Here is an 18,500-nt window from a genome sequence, read left to right as displayed (position 1 = left end):
CCGCTCAAGGCTGTTGTCCACCAGCGCTAGGACATTGCCAACCAACCCCCGTTGTCACCGTCCTAGCAGAATTCTGGTGGCCATATGATTCGCCTTCGGCGAGCTAAAAGCATTTGTATCGCTTTTCTTAACGACTTCGCCTAAAAAGCTTTCCCTCTGTCGAGCCCCATTGTGGCCCCTTTGTCCGGGCCAAAGTCAACAAATATAGTTAATTATATTTAACAATCATATGTGTATTAATATGGTATTTATGTGTGAGGTTAGATATAATTATTAACAGTTAATCAATGATATACATTGCTTGGGGGCAGTATGGAAAATTTAGCATTAAAGTTAGTACCCGTTTCAGAACAATTTGAATCAGAATCCTTTTATCAAACACCTGAAGAGATCAAGAAGGAGTTCGAGGTCTCCTCAAAAACTTCAATCGCACGTAAATCTGTTAGTGCCCCATTAAAACAGTTTCTCTCACAGTTCCCTCATTTAGTGTCAGCCCCAGCTTTGAACTATGCGAAAGGGCGTGAACAAGAAAGTAAGGACACTCAAGCTATATACGATTTATCAGGTATGTGTGCAGAGTACGATTACACATTTTGTCCTGATCTAGACATTCTTAAAGCGCATTACTCATTTGTATATTGTGGATATTGCACCAATGTATTGCCCCCTTTACCCAGAAAACAGGTCTGGAAAAACCTAGCTAAGCTCTGTAGTCAAGAGGGCGGCATAGTCGTTGTTTCAGCTCGCTCTAATACGGACCGAGGAATTAAGGGAGTACCGGAGTTTGATGGGTTTCGTACACTCCGAGGTACGTATCAAAAAGGATATTTTAAAGATGAGTTGTTTTTTGAGGCGAAAGAAGTCTTTTCCCACGTAATAGAGCTCAAAACAAAGGGCGCATTTAGGATGGTCATTTGTTCACACTCGAACATCAATTTAGACCAAGGGGAAGGCTAATGTTTGATATCAACAACCAATATACAACAGTTGAGCTTAGCACTGGCCATATAAAGGAAGGAGATGTAGTTGCCCTTGATGAAATCTCTAAGGAAGAATTTTCATTAGTAGCAAAACGAAATACGGGCTATTTCATTAAATTGCATACACAACACGATTTAAATATCCGTAAAGAATATTCTGACGAGCTAAATTTTATTCTTTCGAAAGCAGCCCAATTGGGTTTTAAGTGTGTAGAGTTAGATTCAGATGCAGGAGAAGAGCGATCATTGCCGATCTTTGAGTGGTCCTAACCTATAGAATTTAGCCATCGTCTCGGTGGCTAAATTGCTCTCCACTAATAGGGGTTCCCCCTAGTCGCCACCGAGGCCCACCCGCCGGACTTACCCCTGCATCCCTAAGGCTCGTTCCTCACCAAGTGCTGCCGCTCAAGGCTGTTGTCCACCAGCGCTAGTACGATGCCAACAAACCCCCGTTGTCACCGTCCTAGCAGAATGCTGGTGGCCATATGAATCGCCTTCGGCGAGCAAAAAGCATTTGTATCGCTTTTCCTAACGGCTTCGCCTAAAAAGCTGACCCTCTATCGAGCCCTATTGTGTCGCCTTTGTCCGGCCAAAAGTCAATAAATAAAGTTAAATATATTTAACTAAATTTAGTGTTGTTATGTGGTATTTAATAGTCTATTTGGTATAATGGCTATTATGGATTGGGGCAGAAATGCTTTAATCGTTGATTGATATTCAGGGCTTGGGGGCTTTATGAAAATTATCGTAACTGAAGGTGCATTTAAAGGTTGCAAGGGAGCACTACTTGAAGTGCTGGAAGATGGATTCTCTTATGTAAAACTTGAGACTTCAAAGGGTAGTGAAATTAAAGTTGTTTTGCGGGGCAATGAGTTTGACCAATATACGGAGTTTTTAACTTCAGTTCGATTTGGCTCTTCAGAGAGCAAAGCTTTCGTTGTCAGTGCTATCAATCCTAAGCATGCAGCCTATATTGCAGCCCAGAACATTAAAGAGTGTTGTAAAAATGAAAATGTTCATGACTTTTTTGTCGATTTGGTAGCTGACCGGGAATTCAATATCAGTCAAGGATTTCAGTTCTCATCCAAAGAGCTAGAGCAAGATTTGTTTACTGGCTTAATAGCTTAATCTCAAGGAGTAAGAGAGGAATATCCATGCTGAAATATATTGAAAATAGCTTAACTTCAATACCATTGTGCGAATCAAGGTTTACTTCTGGAGAGGAGGTCATTGTCGTTAATGGTTATGGCTTAGTTCTGCAAGGCTTCAAAGTGATAGGTTTCTCACAACCGTGTCAAGAGAGGCAAGCCTATATTCACTTAGATTGGGACTGCTATTGGTTCTCATTACCAGATAGCAGGGTATTTAAAACCTATGAGCTGAGCTCTTTTTATCGTATCTACTCACCAACCAAAGGATTTTTAGGTTTGGACGATGATAACAGCCTGATCTGGCTCAGTAACTCGCAATACAGTGAACTTTACAGTCAAACCACAAAAGACAATTTTTCAGCTACTTCAATGTGTGAAAACGGTGTTGCTGATGCTGTTTATGTTAAAGCATTAGACTCAGAACCTACCAGGGATTAACGCTCCCCAAGCGACCAGCCCCGGCAATATTGTCGGGGTTTTTTTTGTCTCTCGTGTTAATGAAATCATAGAACTAAAATAGAAACTTAAAATTGCTCTCCACTAATAGGGGGTTCCCCTAGTCGCCACCGAGGCCCACCCGCCGGACTTACCCCAGCATCACTAGGGCTCGTCCCTCACCAAGTTCTGCCGCTCAAGGCTGTTGTCCACCAGCGCTAGTACGATTCCAACCAACCCCCGTTGTCACCGTCCTAGCAGAATGCTGGTGGCCATATGAATCGCCTTCGGCAAGCAAAAAGCATTTGTATCGCTTTTCTTAACGGCTTCGCCTAAAAAGCTGACCCTCTATCGAGCCCTATTGTGACGCCTTTGTCCGGGGCAAAGTCAATGTGATTAGTTAATTATATTTTACTTTATTTAGTGTTTAAATATGGTATTTGTCTATGGGGTTAGATATAATTATTACCAGTTAATCAATTAGATATATTGCTTGGGGGCATTATGGAAATTACAACATTTATAGACGAAGATGGTCTGTCATTCATTCTTTCACAATCATTAGGAAATGTTGAGGTGCTTTATGACTGCGGCTCTTCCGTACTTCTAGACACCCCTAGTAAAGCGGAATACAAAAAAAAATTTGGTGCTAGTCGTCCCTCAAGAGCAATAGTTGTTCACAGCGATACAAAGCCCAATTGCTTAAAGAGTCTGTTCATTATCAACAATATGAAAATGTCGGCACCCTTAGAAGACACTTTCTATTACCAATGGCTGGAGAGAAATGAGTGCGATACTCGCCAGGTAACAGGCAATAAGATCATTGATAAAGCCAATTTTTTGAACGCTCTTGGTTTCCACCCAGACATTCACTTCATCAGTGAGGATACTTTGACTGTAATCAAGCATGCACATGACCATTTCTTTTTCAACAAACTTAATGAGAAAGAGCAATCTGATGATCACTCCATTGAACATGAACTGTCATTGCTTCTACCAATAGACAACACACTAGTATTACCTCAAAAGCAGCTGAAGCACTACAAAGCGATAAAGAACTTATTACTTAAGGCTGGAGGCAAATACAAAAAAGGTGCATTTCATTTCGAGTATAGAAACGTAGTTGATATACAAAAGAAACTTATCGAAGGAGAAGAGCTCAATGATAAGAAAAAATACCAAATGTTTTTCTCTCCGGACACTCTAGCAGATGAAATGATGATTGACTTAGATCTCAGGCCTGAACATAGATGGATGGAACCTAGTTGCGGCGATGGTAGGTGTGCAAATCGTATGGCTCGAATTAGTGATAATGGTGTTGCTATCGAGCTGAACCCTCAGAACTTCGACATGCTTAAGCATCATAGATACGCAACTCACTGTATGGACTTTATGGAGTACCCTGAGGGTAATAAGTTCGACCGTATTTTGGCTAACCCCCCATTCAATAAGCACCAGGACATTAAGCATATAAGAAAGATGTTCAATCACTTAGACATCGGTGGCCGCTTAGTTACCATAGCAAGTGATGGAGCGGTTAACGGGACCCGTAGAATTCAAAGAGAATTCCAAGAATGGCTGAAGGAGCTGGGCGCATCGGTCACTAGTTGTAAAGAAGGGACTTTCTCCGAATCTGGTACACAAGTGAAGACTGTAAAAATAGTGATTTCAAAAGGTAAATCTAATGAGTGTTAAATGTATAGCAAGACCTAAAGAAGGCGAGAGCTGTTTAATTACTGGACTAGAGGCATCTAATCTATATTGCTATGGGGAAAATTTTATCTTGAAGGAGTTGGTACCAGCTCCAGCTGATGGTTGGACCTACGAAGATTTAGAGGAGTGCTGCTCTAAGTTTGAATACGATTATGCAGATGTCTATCTAGGCGAGCAATGGATAGGCAGCACAGAAATTTAGTGGTTAATTGAGAATGCCATGGCCTTAGATTTTTTAAGGGCCATGTCACCCCAGGAATTCACTAAAGACGAACAGAGTAATAGAAAAAATACCACAACATAGATGTTATAATGTGGTATTTTAATTCGTGTTTTGTTATACTCTTTACATGGCTTGTTAATAAATTCAATTGCTTGGGGGCAATATGAGACACAATAATATTCTCATTTCTTTTGAAGAAATGAAGCAATTTCTCAAGTTTCATTACAGACATTCACGGCTATATGGCCGTAACAAAGATAATGGCTGGGATGATGGATACGGTGACCGCATTGTAGAGGCTTATCATATCGATATCATTAACGGTAAGCGCTGCTATATCTCCCGGCATGAGCACCAGAAAGCTGATGGCTTAAGTTTCTCTTCCCAGGATGTATTCAACTATATTGGATACATTTCATCAAATGACACCCTCGAGGCTGAGCTTGAAGTGTTAAAAGAAATGCTAGGCACTGACAGTCAAACAGAACCTAAGTTAGGTAAGAGCTCACATGTTACTACTAAAGATTTGGCAAAACAGAAATATGCTATTTACACGAGAATTTTAAGCCTTCGACCTCGAGCTAAAGTTTCTTGAGGATTACCAGTATAAAGTTTTATTTCGTTCGGCAACTAGGAGCTAATCTTATGAGTAACAATATTATCGCTTTCTTATTAATAGCAGCACTTTCTCCCTCGGTCAGCGCGGTGGGTCAAATCGATGAGAACGTGAAATATACCTCAATACCAACGGTTCATCATCTGAACCAAAAGTAGTAGAGATACTTCAAAACCCCTCAAAAAAACTCAGTGTTAAGCACTGAGTTTTTTTTTGTCCTGTGAACAAGATATTGAGATGAATTTTCTCTCCACTAATAGGGGTTCCCCCTAGTCGCCACCGAGGCCCACCCGCCGGACTTACCCCTGCATCCCTAAGGCTCGTTCCTCACCAAGTGCTGCCGCTCAAGGCTGTTGTCCACCAGCGCTAGTACGATGCCAACAAACCCCCGTTGTCACCGTCCTAGCAGAATGCTGGTGGCCATATGAATCGCCTTCGGCGAGCAAAAAGCATTTGTATCGCTTTTCTTAACGGCTTCGCCTAAAAAGCTGACCCTCTATCGAGCCCTATTGTGACGCCCTTGTTCGGGCCAAAGTCAATAAATAAAGTTAAGTATATTTTACTATTTATAGTGTGTTAATATGGTATTTATTGGGGGTGTGAGTTATAATGTTTTTAAGTTAAGAGAACAACTTATTCTTAATCTATTTTTCCGATGCTTGGGGGCAACGATGATTAAACCAATTTCAGTTACTGTATTATTTTCTGAATCAAAAATGCTTGAAGAGAAAGATTACTCTATCGAAGATTTTGAACAACTTGCTCATGAAGTAGCTGCAAAATGCGAACTAGGGTATGAAAAGACAGATGTTAAGGTAACTTTCGATTCTGGCACGATTTTCAATATTGACCTAAGCCTGGGTCGTGGTTGCGACAAAAGTATAAAAGAGCGCCTAGGGAAGTTGAAATCGTATGTAGAAGAATTCAAGGAGCGATTGACACGAGAAGAGCTGCTTGAGTTTGGTTTTCTAACTAAGGTCGATTTAGAAGATATCGACAACAGCAAGAACAAGGCACTTTATTCCTCTATTATTGCCGAAGAAGCTAAGCGCAAGGAAGAGGAAGAAAAGAAAGCATACGAAGAAAGGCAAAAGCGCATAATGGAACATCGGAAAGCGGTAGAGGCTTTCCAGGACAACTTATCTATCCCTGAAGATGCCCAGGCGGTTATCGTTGCCAAATTTACCTCTATGAGTGATAGATCAGACCCTTATACTGATTATTATGAAACACAAACTAATAGAACCATCATCCTGGCATGGTCAAAGCACACCCGAGATCTATTTTCTGAGATGCGTAAAGCAGCGCTAAACCACCAAGACACCGCAGCCCTATCCGACAAAGAGCTTAGTACAGAGCACAGAGAAAAGTATTCTATGGGACGAGGCTTTTATCTGACAAATAAAGATTACATTCGTTGCGGTATAGAAATTAGAAAGATAGTGCTCAACACGAACGATAAAAAATCAAGTGTTCCTTATGGAGAAATAGCTATTCCAGAAAAGAAGGTTACTGGCAAGAAAACAGAAAACAGTAGTAATCAATCCGAAGTAGACCTTAAGAACTCTATTGTTGGGAAGGCCAAGCCAATTGAGGTGATGCATCACACAAAAAAAGGCCATTTAGTTTTCGTGGTGAACTTCGAAGAAAAACAAAGCCCTGATGTTTTTAAGTCGTTGCTTTCAGTGGCTAAGGAGAACAATGGGTATTACTCAAAGTTTAAATCTGATGGCGCTATCCCAGGTTTTCATTTTACTGACCGTTCGGATGTAAATGGCTTCTTCAAATGCATTGGTATGTTGGCTGATTACTCATGCCTTAACGAGCCATCTAGTAATGGTCAGCAAGACAACTCTAACAAGGAGCCTATCAAGCTTAATCATTCCGAAGTCGTCAGCGTCGAAAGTGGAAAAGAGAAGGAAGGGCAAGGAAGTAGCTACATCAAATCTATGATTGCCAATAAGAAAAAGCAACATGAAGATGTAAAGAAATGGATTGGATTTACTAAGGTTATCACAGTACAGGTGGGTAGCTTTCCACAGGAACAGATAGATAAGCAGTCATTTCTCGATATGTCAGAGTTGTTCTTAATGTCAGAACCAATCGTTAGTAATAACACTGTGGTTTATAGCTATGAAGATACGATTTTCACACTCGAACTTGAAGCAAACATTAGCTTGAATGTACATTAGACTTGGTATTGGTTTTGGGTTGTTTTTTATGTGGAAATTATATTATTACAATTTAGGTGGGTCAGCAGTAGAGAGAAAGCCTGAACCTCTTTCGCATACTTTAGAAGACAGCCTGAACATTCTCGAGCGTAGGTTTAAAAGCCAATGCCTAACAGAAGTGGTGAAGGCTAAACATTTTTCCTTGTACTCTATCTGTGTCCCCCATAAGGGAAAGAGCAATCAAAAGTCAATTAGTGGAAGATTGCTGGTATATAGAGAACCAGCACCAGAATAACCGCTCCCCAAGCGACCAGCCCCGGCAATATTGTCGGGGCTTTTTTTTCTCTGGTGTACATAAAACCAATCAACTACAATCGAAACATAAAAATTTCTCTCCACTAATAGGGGATACCCCTAGTCGCCACCGAGGCCCACCCGCCGGACTTACCCCTGCAGCGCTAAGGTTCGTTCCTCACTAAGTGCTGCCGCTCAAGGCTGTTGACCTCCAGCGCTAGGTCGTTGCCAACAAACCCCCGTTGTCACCGTCCTAGCAGAATGCTGGTGGCCATATGATTCGCCTTCGGCGAGCTAGAAGCATTTGTATCGCTTTTCTTAACGGCTTCGCCTAAAAAGCTGACCCTCTATCGAGCCCTATTGTGTTGCCTTTGTCCGGTCCAAAGTCAATCAATATAGTTCAGTATATTTTACTATGTAAAATGTGTAAATGTGGTATTTTAGGGCGTGTTTTAGTATAATTTCCTTAGTTGCTTATGTAACTATCTATTTGAAAACAATTGCTTGGGGGCAATATGAAAACAGAGTTCTGCAATTACGATAATCTTAAAAAAGTCGCTCAAGGCCAAGCAATGCTCTTTGTTTGGCCAAATGAATTAATCAATAAATCACTCACAACAATTTCTTTTACTGATGAATCTAAAGAACTAGGTCTTCAACCACTACTGATAGACGCATTCACTGCTTCCATATTAGTAAAGGTGTTAGATGCGCTAAGAGAATCAACGCAAGATAAGGTTAAAGAGAGAATTCAAACAGACAGAGCGAACTTCTGTCTGTTCTACGAAAGAGCAATGAGTGTCATCTGACAAGCAAGATCATTTGTAAATGTTAGGAGGAAAGACATGTTTAAGTACTTACCAATAGCAGCTTTTCAAGCTGAATCGTTGCCAGAGACGAATGCAATTGCTACTACCCCCGATAAAACTGAATATTATCTAGACATAGCCGCTGCCAAGGAGCTTTCAGTATATGACCAACTGGTAGATATTGAGCCAGAAATTGCCACATTGGCTGAAAGCGGTACGGAAGTAATAAACCTAAGTGTTTACTAATTAATGGGTACTTGACCCCAGGTAAGCCGCAATGAGTAAACATTGCGGCTTACCTGCTCTCCACTAACAGGGGTTCCCCCTAGTCGCCACCGAGGCCCACCCGCCGGACTTACCCTTGCAATGCTAGGTCTCGTGCCTCGCCAAGTATTGCCGCTCAAGGCTGTTGTCCACCAGCGCCAGGACATTGCCAACAAACCCCCGTTGTCACCGTCCTAGCAGAATGCTGGTGGCCATTAGAATCGCCTTCGGCGAGCTAAAAGCATTTGTATCGCTTTTCTTAACGGCTTCGCCTAAAAAGCTGACCCTCTGTCGAGCCCCATTGTGTCGCCTTTGTCCGAGGTAAAGTCAATCAATATAGTTAAGTATATTTAACCATATTAGGTGTGTGAATGTGGTATCTTATGGCATGTTTTAGTATAATTTCTTTAATTGCTAATGTAACAATACATTTGAAAAACAATTGCTTGGGGGCAATATGACCAAAACAATAAGCAGCTTATCTATAAGCAAGAGAAAGAAGTACATAACTACCTGCGGAAAGACCATATCGTTGTGCCCTGAAATGCACATCTGTAACTATAATTACATGGATCAATATGGTACTCAGATTGCGAGAAGGAAAGAGCTGTTCCAGAAGAATGAAAATGCATATCTCTATTTTTCATACAATCTGGAACCAGGCAGTCCAGTGTATTACTTTTCGAATGGTTACAATGGGATTCACATCGATGACGTAGACCGGGAGGACTGTCTATTCTTCGGTATTATCCTCACTACTCAGATCATAGAAACGGACCTACTCATCATTTTTTTAATGTCTAAGATGCTGGTCAAAAAGAAAATCAGAGAAGGGACATATGTCTATGGCATTCATGACAAGACACTACCAGGACAGCTAGCACACCACGAAGTCGTATGGGATAAGCGCAAACAACTTTTCAACGATCATTCTGAAGTAATTAAGAAAATAAATGAGATTCATAGCTACCTTACAAGCAAGGAGATATTAGAACTCCATAAGGAGGCCGTTCATCATTCAATCACTGCTAGTAAGGAGAATGTATGAGATTAGTAGGATTAAAGGTATTCAATAAAGATAAAGTATTAAAAGGGAAGGTTACCCAGCAATACACATCCAGTACTGATGATAGGGAGGTGCTACTAATCAACGATGATTATGAGATCTGTATAGAGCAGGTTGATTACATACTCTTCACTCTAAAGCCGGATGAGCGTGGTGAGCATCTAAGAATAAAATAACCTTATGATAGCGGCTCAGGTCCGCTATCGAGCCTTAAGCCAGAAGAAAACATAATATCAGTCTCTTTCAATATCAAAGCTCTCAATAGACTACCAAAATTACATGTGTATAAATGTGGTATTTAACTCGGCCACTTGCTATAATATATAATAGTTGTTAGCAATTGCTTGGGGGCAATATGAAATTTAGAGAAATTGATGGAAAGCAACAGGTTTGTTTCGAACTGGAGGACATTCCAAGTTTTGGCAGTGACATCTGGTTTCAGGTCGAATGCTTAGATGGTCTGTATTGTTTGCTTCTTAGTTACCTACGAAATTGCGGACCAACAAAGCAAGAAGAGACGATAAATAAAAAACGTAGACTCGCATTGCTACACATAAGAAAAGCATGGTGGATAATAAAAAGACAGAGATTACCTTTAGATGTCGTCAAAGGATTTAGTGTGTCAAACAAGTTTGCAAAACTTAAAGGCTTTACAGTTCTAGGATAGATTAAACTACAAGGTAATTGAGTGATGACTGATACAAGTGATCTACGACATGTGTATAGGCTAACACAGCTTGGCAGTGGTACATGTAAGTTTGGCGACTGTGAAGTTTGCAACGAGCATTTTGATACCGGTTACTACCTAGTTCAAATGAGAGTGTATCTGAATAGATTTACCGGGAATGAACATTTGACATATTCAGGGTGTTTTACACTATTTGGTCATAAAGAGTGCTTGATTACTCAAACATGACTATATCGATGATTTTTATCATACGCTAAAAAGAGGCTCCCAAGGGAGCCTCTTTTTATTAGGTGGGTTTGTGAGATTTTAGCTCTCCACTAAGAGGGGTCCCCCCTAGTCGCCACCGAGGCCCACCCGCCGGACTTACCCCTGCATCCCTAAGGCTCGTCCCTCACCAAGTTCTGCCGCTCAAGGCTGTTGTCCACCAGCGCTAGGACGATGCCAACAAACCCCCGTTGTCACCGTCCTAGCAGAATGCTGGTGGCCATATGAATCGCCTTCGGCGAGCAAAAAGAATTTGTATCGCTTTTCTTAACGGCTTCGCCTAAAAAGCTGACCCTCTATCGAGCCCTATTGTGTTGCCTTTGTCCTTCCCAAAGTCAATAAAATATGGGAACAATAATTTATAAAATATTGTGTTATCATATGGTATATTTGTAAGGGTTAGTATATAATAACGCCAGTTTAATCAATTATTTAAATGCTTGGGGGCATGTATGGAATTAAATACTTTTACACATATGGTTACTGGAGAGGAAACTTTTATACCTGCTATGGTATTCATCCCTAACACGAACCAGCGCTTATCAGTGATGTACTGCGAAGAGTTAAAGGCGGTTGTTTGTATCAATGGGGGTTTATTCCTACCAGCTGACACTGAAGCAGCTTGCAATGGAGGCGTTGCTGGTACTCTTCAACTAGCATCGGCTTATGAAGTAGGACAGAAAGAGGACACTAAAAAAACAATCAAGCTAGGCTCATGTGAACCAGGCACAGCAACAGAATTTGGTACTGTTAGTAAGTCAACAAACACAAAACAATATAACGCTATCGTCTTATACAACTCAATAACTGGGAGTATTCATTCAGCGTATGATGACGAAGAAAAGGCAAATAGCGCTTTTGATAAAATCTGGTCATTAACGCAGTTCCCATCAATGAGGCTCAAAAAGCTGACTTACTGGTCAGACATTGGTAAGGCTCATCAATACCTAGAAGGTGTATCAGTAGACTCTTGTTGTGCTTGATATCAACAACCTGCCCAAAGCGGCAGGTTGTTGATTTGCTCTCCACTAACAGGGTTCCCCTAGTCGCCACCGAGGCCCACCCGCCGGACTTACCCCTGCAGCGCTAAGGTTCGTTCCTCACTAAGTGCTGCCGCTCAAGGCTGTTGACCTCCAGCGCTAGGTCGTTGCCAACAAACCCCCGTTGTCACCGACCTAGCAGAATGCTGGTGGTCATAAGATTCGCCTACGGCGAGCTAAAAGCATTTGTATCGCTTTTCTTAACGGCTTCGCCTAAAAAGCTGACCCTCTATCGAGCCCTATTGTGTCGCCTTTGTCGGGGCTAATGTCAATCAAAAAAGGCAACAATAATTATTAAATATTTGGTGTTACAATGTGGTATTTTTTGGGGTGAGGGTGTATAATAAATACATGAAAACAAAGGCATAGTTTTCATGTTAACTGATTTTTAAATAGCTTGGGGGCTAAAATATGTCAATTGATAAAAACTTCGCATACTCACTTCCTTGTACTGTAGGTAAGCAATTCAAACCATTTCATCTAGTGAATGTTCCAGCTTCAGTATTGGTCTCACTACTAAACATCGATAACAAGGGTAGTGTACTTAAACGTAGCCAGCGAGAGGTAAATATGAAGCGAGCGAAAGATTTCGCGAAATACCTTGTGAACAACTATAAGCGTTTTTACATCATCCCAACTATCATTGGTGTGGTTGTGTCGAAGAAAGATAAAAAGCCTGAATTTGAAGAGGTTATGGAAGGAGCGCGAGTTGGTCTACTTCATATATCTATGGATAGTTCCATTAAGCTATTCGATGGCCAACATCGTTCTGTTGGAATCGACTTCGCTCTAGAAATGTTGTGTGATGAACTCGCCGAGTTAGGTTTTGATCTAGAGAACGTAGATGTTCCTATTATGCTATATACGAACTTGACACTTAAAGAGAGGCAGTTGGGCTTTTGTGACATCAACCAAAACTTGGCCAAACCTCAACAAAGTATTTCAGATGCCTTTAATACACGTGACCCTCTTCCATGTTTAGCTCGTTACATAACTGAGAACTGCGTTGCGTTTAAAGACCTGGTTGATATGGAGCACAATACGATCACCAAGAAGTCTGAAAAGTACTTTCCTTTGAAAGCTATCAAAGATATCAACCAAATCCTGCTGGGGTTGAGTAAGGAAGTAAAAGAAATCTCTGATTCAAAGTACCAGCTAGCAAACGAGTTTTGGACTACTGTTTCTAGAGCCATGGGTTGGGGAGGCTTAGCATTCAGCGATACGTCAGCAGAAGAATTCCGTAATACCTGTATTCTAACTCATGTAGCTACACTAAAGGCTGTTGCAGTAGCTGGAAATATCGCAATGAATCACTATGGCTCTCTCGAAGCAGTTCAGTGGGATAAGCTTGAAGAACTTAACTACTCACGCGATCTAGGTACGTCTGACTTTACTGGCCGCATCATAGATGACAAGAGTGGCAATATGTCAGTGAATAAAACTAGCATTGACTTGGCTGCAAATAAACTCCTTACAACCCTGGGTGTACCACTTTCTGAAGCACGGCAAAAGTTAGAGGATCAGTACTTTGGTTCTCAAAGTATGAGCGATGATAGTGGTGACATTAATGGAGCAACAGAACAAGCCGCTTAACCAAGCTTTAATTAGAGAAGCCCTGACTAAGTTCAGGGCTTTTTGTTGCGAGTAAACAATATAACGCATTCACAATTTTCTCTCCACTAACAGGGGTTTCCCCTAGTCGCCACCGAGGCCCACCCGCCGGACTTACCCCTAAGCACTAAGAATCGTTCCTCTTCAAGTGCTTCATTTAATGAAACCCTAGAGCAATCTGATTGCCAAAGAAAAGAATTTGTCATTCAGATTGCTACCCTAGGGTGCAAAAGTTTATCTCGCTCAAGGCTGCTAGACCTCCAGCGCCATAGAAATGCCAACATAAACCCCGTTGTCATTGCTATGGCAGGGTGCTGGTGGTCTAAATGAATCGCCTTCGGCGAGCTAAAAGCATTTGTATCGCTTTTCTTAACGGCTTCGCCTAAAAAGCTGACCCTCTATCGAGCCCTATTGTGTCGCCTTTGTCGGGGCTAATGTCAATCGAAAGGACAATACTTATTTTTCAATACATCGTGTTATTATGTGGTATTTAACTGGGTGGTTTGATATAATAAATACAAGTAAGTTACTGTTTATATTGTTAAATTGCTTGGGGGCATTATGAAGACAGTTATTCAAAACATTGAAAAAGTGACTATTGGTCATATAGTAGGCGGGGTTAAACAGGAGTCAGAAGTACGTCTATTAATCATTGAATCTAAGGACGTTGGCACGTTCGCTACATGTGTAGTAGAGAATGATGAATTTGGTACAAGCTTGTATGAGGTATGTAGCGTCAAAAGTCTAGACAACATTGTTGATGATGTTCAACAAGGCAGAAAGGTCGCGCTTAGTACATGGGAGCCTACCTTAATCCCTAATGTCGAGTATGTAGCGGAGCAGTTTGAGATCGCAGAGCTATTGAGTAACAAACCAAATCACATTAGTTTATTGAAGTAGGGGCACCACTATGAGAACTGAGAAACAGATTGAGCTAATTAGTAAGCACTATAAAGACCAGATCAGTGTATTCAGCGGAGAACCGCATCTAATGGTATGGACAGAAAAAGGAACTGGCTTTGTTTCAGTCAAAGAAATGTCTCAGAATAAATTCGATGAATTCTTGAAGGTTGCCCTTAAGCGTGAAGAAAAAGCTAACAATGAAGTTAAGCTAAAACAGATTTGTGCAGATTTCGGGGTTCTAGAAATACTTCAGTCAACGGCTCAATGGCGGGATTCAATCGAATCATTATTGACCTTGTTTTCTTTTGCGTTACTTCCGACACGCCTTGTGGAGCTAGAGAAGGAGCTTGAAAGAGCAGCGTTGTCATTCGACCATCAATAGATAAATATTGCTCAGATTTACTGGGCAATATTTGCTCTCCACTAACAGGGGTTCCCCCTAGTCGCCACCGAGGCCCACCCGCCGGACTTACCCCTACATCACTAAAGCTCGTGCCTCGCTAAGTGCTGTCATTGAAATTTCATTCAAACCTAAATCACTATGGACGCCAACAAAAATCCGTTGTCATCCATAGTGCAGTGGTAAGGTTTGATGAATTTCAATGTATCGCTCAAGGCTGTTAGACCTCCAGCGCCATAGCAATGCCAACATAAACCCCGTTGTCATTGCTATGGCAGGGTGCTGGTGGTCTAAATGAATCGCCTTCGGCGAGCTAGAAGCTTTTGTATCGCTTTTCTTAACGGCTTCGCCTAAAAAGCTGACCCTCTGTCGAGCCCTATTGTGTCGTCTTTGTCCGGTCTAAAGTCAACTAGAATAGTTAAGTATATTTTACTTTATTGTGTGTTCTAATATGGTATTTATAGTTGCGTTTATTTATAATACATACTCTGAACAAATAAATATCATAGGCTTGGGGGCAGTATGAAATTAGAAGTTATCATCAATAATTACACCATTATTTGCAGTCGTTTATTCGGTTATGTTGGGAAAAACAATGTCGGTTTAGTAGAGGGTAAGTTTATTTCGATTACCTATGAAAAGGTGATCAATGATTCAATATACATGGACTCAGACATAGCTTTTATCTTAGGTACTAACTCGGATATCGACACAAGACATAATATCGTAGAAATCCTAAGTTGCTTATCAGAGGAAGGGCATCGTGGTTCTTCTTTATCAAAAGTAATTTCAATAGGTAAGTTTCTTCTAGGGAAGAAGTTTAATGAACCTAGGTTAAAAGTGATGAAACAGTTTAGGGGAAAGACGGTTTCTACTTATGAATGGGATGTGTCAGGACAACCCTTAATAATCGAACAGACCAATGAGCCAGATTCATTATTATCTAGTTTCAAACTTATCTAGTGATATCTGACATATATCAATTGAACATACTAGCTAATTGAAAAGGAATATATTAAGGGTAGGGGGAACATATTGAATTTAGCAGCATTGTTATTACGCATTTACGCAGTAGCTGACGCTCTAACATTTATTTTTGAGCGTTTGGGTTTCTCAAATGTGGCTGATGCTTTTACAGTATTTGTACTAATTGTTGGGTTTGCAGAGGCTTTCGGTCTAATAGATAAAATTGTAGAAACTATCAAAACGAAAACGAGTACAAAGCAAAGAGTAAAATTGGCGATACTTTTAATTTTAATACTAATAACTATCCAATTGTAACAAGTAAATTTGTTTCAATTGGACGCTCTCCACTAATAGGGGTTCCCCCTAGTCGCCACCGAGGCCCACCCGCCGGACTTACCCCTACATCACTAAAGCTCGTTCCTCGCTAAGTGTTGTCATTGAAATTTCAATCAAACCTAATTCACTATGGACGCCAACAAAAAGACGTTGTCATCCTTAGTGCAGTAATAAGGTTTGATGCATTTCAATGTATCGCTCAAGGCTGCTAGACCTCCAGCGCCATAGCAATGCCAACATAAACCCCGTTGTCATTGCTATGGCAGGGGGCTGGTGGCCTAAATGATCTGCCTTCGGCAGCTAAAAGAAATTTCAACGCTTTTCTTAACGGCTTCGCCTAAAAAGCTAACCCTCTATCGAGCCCTATTGTGTCGTCTTTGTCTGGATAAAAGTCAATAATAATAGTTAAGTATATTTTACTTTTGTTTGTGTTTTAATGTGGTATTTTAATCTGGTTTTGGTATAATGGAAACAGTTGGGAATACTACTGGCGGGACAAAAAATGAAAGTAACAGTTCATAACTTCTACATCACTAACGGCAAGATTATTGGTCAAGTTGGTGATAACGATATGGGTTTAACTCAGGGGAGATTCTTTAGCGCGGAATTTCAGAAAAAAACTCCAAACGCTGTCTACTGTGAACTGGGAATAAAATATGAATTCGGCAAAGCCTCAGAAACACCTATCGGAGACCTTGTGAAAGAAAAGTTGTTCGATCTTCAATTCGAGATTACGCAGGGGTCAATAGTTGCTAAGGCACAAGAGTTACTGAGAGAAACGTTTGGTGTGGAAACTACGCCTTCTGTAATTTCAGAAGTCCAGTACAAAACACGTTTAGTACGTAAATTAGAGTGGTCATTCTTTGGTCGCAAGATCACCATGACAGAGTCAATTGATCACTCTGGATATAGCGAATTATCCATTTAAGCACTTAGGGCTAAAGCCCTAAATGCTTAATTTCCCGCTTCTTGGGGGTCACCCCCGACAGCTCGGCCCCAGCCAACCCGTCATCCCCCGATCACAATGCAATATCAAAGAACTTGACATTGATTATTTCGATCTATATTTTGGCGAAGCCCTTTTAATTATTTTAAATTTAAAAGTATTAAAATATTTTAATTCTAAAGAAGGGTCTGCGTTTTGTTTAACAGACTTGTTTTTCTCCCATATTTGTAAATATCAAAAATTACACTGTCCTTTTGGGCTCCTTTCTATGACCTTTAAGTGTCCGATTACTCTCACTGTGACGTAATGCTTTACTCACTTATTAAATGTCCATCGGGTATATTAGCTTGATTAATGCCATCCAATTGCCATTACAGTCCCACCAAATAGCCACTAATCGGTCAGGACAAAAAAGACCCTTTGCCAGGGCATATCTACAACTGTGAGTAATTAAGTGCTGTGGTGGATTTATCTTAAGTTATCAACTTAAGAGCATGTTTTAGCTTTAGACAGCTCAATGTGTGATGTTGCCAAAGCGATAGGTGCGTCCATTTTTAAGATGTTAAGAGACGTATCTTTTGAAATAATGTGAATATTTTGAGTGAAGGCCAGGGGGATGTTGGGGAGAGCAACTGAGGTCTACTTAGAGCAAGGAGCTCAGAACAATTTACTTTAAAATGAGGTTGGAACCTTAATGATAACCTTCCACCTTTGTATTCAGAAATTGAAAATACTATTTATTATTTGACCTATGTGAATAACGAGGTTGGCAAGCAAATGGCTAGTGTGGCACGTGGGGCCATCGACTGTCATCAACTGACTTAGTGTATAGACAGTCAGAGCCAAGTTGTGTTGTTCCGTTAGAACCTCACAAGCGAATGTTAGCTACAAATCAAAGTATTGAGCTCCCATGATGTTCAGATGATTAGGCAAAGAAAACGTCGGTTGCTTGATTCGGCTCTTGACGTATGTGCTAACGTAGAAGCACCAAACTGGCTTAACTGACTACATAAGCTTCCAATTGTCGAGGGCTTAAATTATATATATTTGCAGCCTAAATCGTCGATTTGACGAAGGCGGTGTTCGCGAACATTTTGCATCACTGTAATACGATTAAAGTCTCGGTCAATCATGGGATTTAGCATCGGTTGAGGTACTCAAAGCTCTGCATGTTCATTAAGTATAAGAGGACATATTAAAATTGCTCTTACACTCTTAGTGTATATTATCTATGTTATGTTAAATTCGCGACGATTGGAATTTTGTACACGTAGTTGTTACCACCTACCAAATATCAATAAGTTAGATACCTCCTTTTGAAAGTTGACTATGTGAAATCTCTTTCCCCTGTGAATTTGAAATTTGTGAGTATTAAACATAATGGCCATTTACCATAAAATAGGTTATCAGAAGATCTATTTAACTAAAGTTAAATAGATCTTCTGATAAAAAATAACTTAGTTTTCGATTACTCTTACTAAGATTCGAAGCAATATTTACTCATTTTATTCTTTGGTAGTTTTACTCTATGTCGTTTTTCAATTAACGTTGATACCTTGCTATTCTGGCAATATTCCCATGTATTTTGTCTAATCACTACATCGACTAGGTCTAAATTTAAACC

20 protein-coding genes are annotated in these 18,500 nt (G+C 40.6%); all 20 read left to right on the top strand.

Annotated elements, in window-relative coordinates; genetic code table 11:
• Positions 1-312: 312 nt before the first annotated feature.
• The gene (locus R8N47_RS19330) at positions 313-957 is read left to right on the top strand and encodes a hypothetical protein (protein ID WP_025636769.1); all 645 of its coding nucleotides are present in this window, start codon (positions 313-315) and stop codon (positions 955-957) included.
• The gene (locus R8N47_RS19325; RefSeq protein WP_025636768.1) at positions 957-1,250 is read left to right on the top strand and encodes a hypothetical protein; all 294 of its coding nucleotides are present in this window, start codon (positions 957-959) and stop codon (positions 1,248-1,250) included. The genes R8N47_RS19330 and R8N47_RS19325 overlap by 1 nt, the downstream gene beginning before the upstream one ends.
• Positions 1,251-1,715: 465 nt before the next feature.
• Complete coding sequence (locus R8N47_RS19320) at positions 1,716-2,108, top strand: hypothetical protein (protein WP_025636765.1); 393 nt, start codon at positions 1,716-1,718, stop codon at positions 2,106-2,108.
• Between the two features lie 26 nt (positions 2,109-2,134).
• Entirely contained in the window at positions 2,135-2,569 is a 435-nt protein-coding gene (locus R8N47_RS19315; RefSeq protein WP_025636763.1) for a hypothetical protein, read from the top strand.
• 501 nt (positions 2,570-3,070) lie between these two features.
• On the top strand, positions 3,071-4,261 hold the full coding sequence (locus tag R8N47_RS19310) for a class I SAM-dependent methyltransferase (RefSeq protein ID WP_025636575.1): 1,191 nt from the start codon (positions 3,071-3,073) through the stop codon (positions 4,259-4,261).
• A gap of 88 nt (positions 4,262-4,349) precedes the next feature.
• Positions 4,350-4,481, top strand: a complete 132-nt coding sequence (locus R8N47_RS19305) for a hypothetical protein (protein ID WP_254919935.1) — start codon at positions 4,350-4,352, stop codon at positions 4,479-4,481.
• 184 nt (positions 4,482-4,665) lie between these two features.
• Positions 4,666-5,097 carry a hypothetical protein gene (locus tag R8N47_RS19300; RefSeq protein WP_025636572.1) on the top strand — a complete coding sequence of 144 codons (432 nt, stop codon included), beginning with the start codon at positions 4,666-4,668 and terminating at the stop codon, positions 5,095-5,097.
• A gap of 50 nt (positions 5,098-5,147) precedes the next feature.
• Positions 5,148-5,276, top strand: coding sequence for a hypothetical protein (locus tag R8N47_RS19295; RefSeq protein ID WP_257390153.1), 129 nt, complete (start codon positions 5,148-5,150; stop codon positions 5,274-5,276).
• A gap of 513 nt (positions 5,277-5,789) precedes the next feature.
• A complete protein-coding gene (locus tag R8N47_RS19290) occupies positions 5,790-7,310 on the top strand; it encodes an LPD25 domain-containing protein (protein WP_138058894.1) in 1,521 nt (506 codons plus the stop codon).
• 788 nt (positions 7,311-8,098) lie between these two features.
• On the top strand, positions 8,099-8,392 hold the full coding sequence (locus tag R8N47_RS19285; RefSeq protein ID WP_025636822.1) for a hypothetical protein: 294 nt from the start codon (positions 8,099-8,101) through the stop codon (positions 8,390-8,392).
• Positions 8,393-8,428: 36 nt separating this feature from the next.
• Entirely contained in the window at positions 8,429-8,638 is a 210-nt protein-coding gene (locus tag R8N47_RS19280) for a hypothetical protein (protein WP_025636820.1), read from the top strand.
• A gap of 475 nt (positions 8,639-9,113) precedes the next feature.
• Positions 9,114-9,704, top strand: coding sequence for a hypothetical protein (locus R8N47_RS19275; protein ID WP_077202324.1), 591 nt, complete (start codon positions 9,114-9,116; stop codon positions 9,702-9,704).
• Positions 9,701-9,898: a hypothetical protein gene (locus R8N47_RS19270; protein ID WP_025636691.1), complete on the top strand. Its 198-nt coding sequence runs from the start codon at positions 9,701-9,703 to the stop codon at positions 9,896-9,898. Before R8N47_RS19275 ends, R8N47_RS19270 begins: the two co-directional genes overlap by 4 nt.
• Positions 9,899-11,126: 1,228 nt before the next feature.
• The gene (locus R8N47_RS19265) at positions 11,127-11,657 is read left to right on the top strand and encodes a hypothetical protein (RefSeq protein WP_025636817.1); all 531 of its coding nucleotides are present in this window, start codon (positions 11,127-11,129) and stop codon (positions 11,655-11,657) included.
• A 468-nt stretch (positions 11,658-12,125) separates the two neighbouring features.
• On the top strand, positions 12,126-13,307 hold the full coding sequence (locus tag R8N47_RS19260) for a DGQHR domain-containing protein (RefSeq protein WP_025636717.1): 1,182 nt from the start codon (positions 12,126-12,128) through the stop codon (positions 13,305-13,307).
• 579 nt (positions 13,308-13,886) lie between these two features.
• A complete protein-coding gene (locus R8N47_RS19255) occupies positions 13,887-14,225 on the top strand; it encodes a hypothetical protein (protein WP_025636798.1) in 339 nt (112 codons plus the stop codon).
• A 10-nt stretch (positions 14,226-14,235) separates the two neighbouring features.
• Positions 14,236-14,610 carry a hypothetical protein gene (locus R8N47_RS19250; protein WP_025636800.1) on the top strand — a complete coding sequence of 125 codons (375 nt, stop codon included), beginning with the start codon at positions 14,236-14,238 and terminating at the stop codon, positions 14,608-14,610.
• Between the two features lie 540 nt (positions 14,611-15,150).
• Positions 15,151-15,591, top strand: coding sequence for a hypothetical protein (locus R8N47_RS19245; RefSeq protein WP_025636794.1), 441 nt, complete (start codon positions 15,151-15,153; stop codon positions 15,589-15,591).
• 72 nt (positions 15,592-15,663) lie between these two features.
• A complete protein-coding gene (locus R8N47_RS19240) occupies positions 15,664-15,909 on the top strand; it encodes a hypothetical protein (protein ID WP_025636793.1) in 246 nt (81 codons plus the stop codon).
• Positions 15,910-16,432: 523 nt separating this feature from the next.
• A complete protein-coding gene (locus R8N47_RS19235; RefSeq protein ID WP_025767165.1) occupies positions 16,433-16,858 on the top strand; it encodes a hypothetical protein in 426 nt (141 codons plus the stop codon).
• Positions 16,859-18,500 lie beyond the last annotated feature (1,642 nt).

The sequence above is a fragment of the Vibrio sp. 2132-1 genome (genome assembly GCF_033344315.1).
This window is presented reverse-complemented; position numbering and strand designations above follow the sequence as displayed.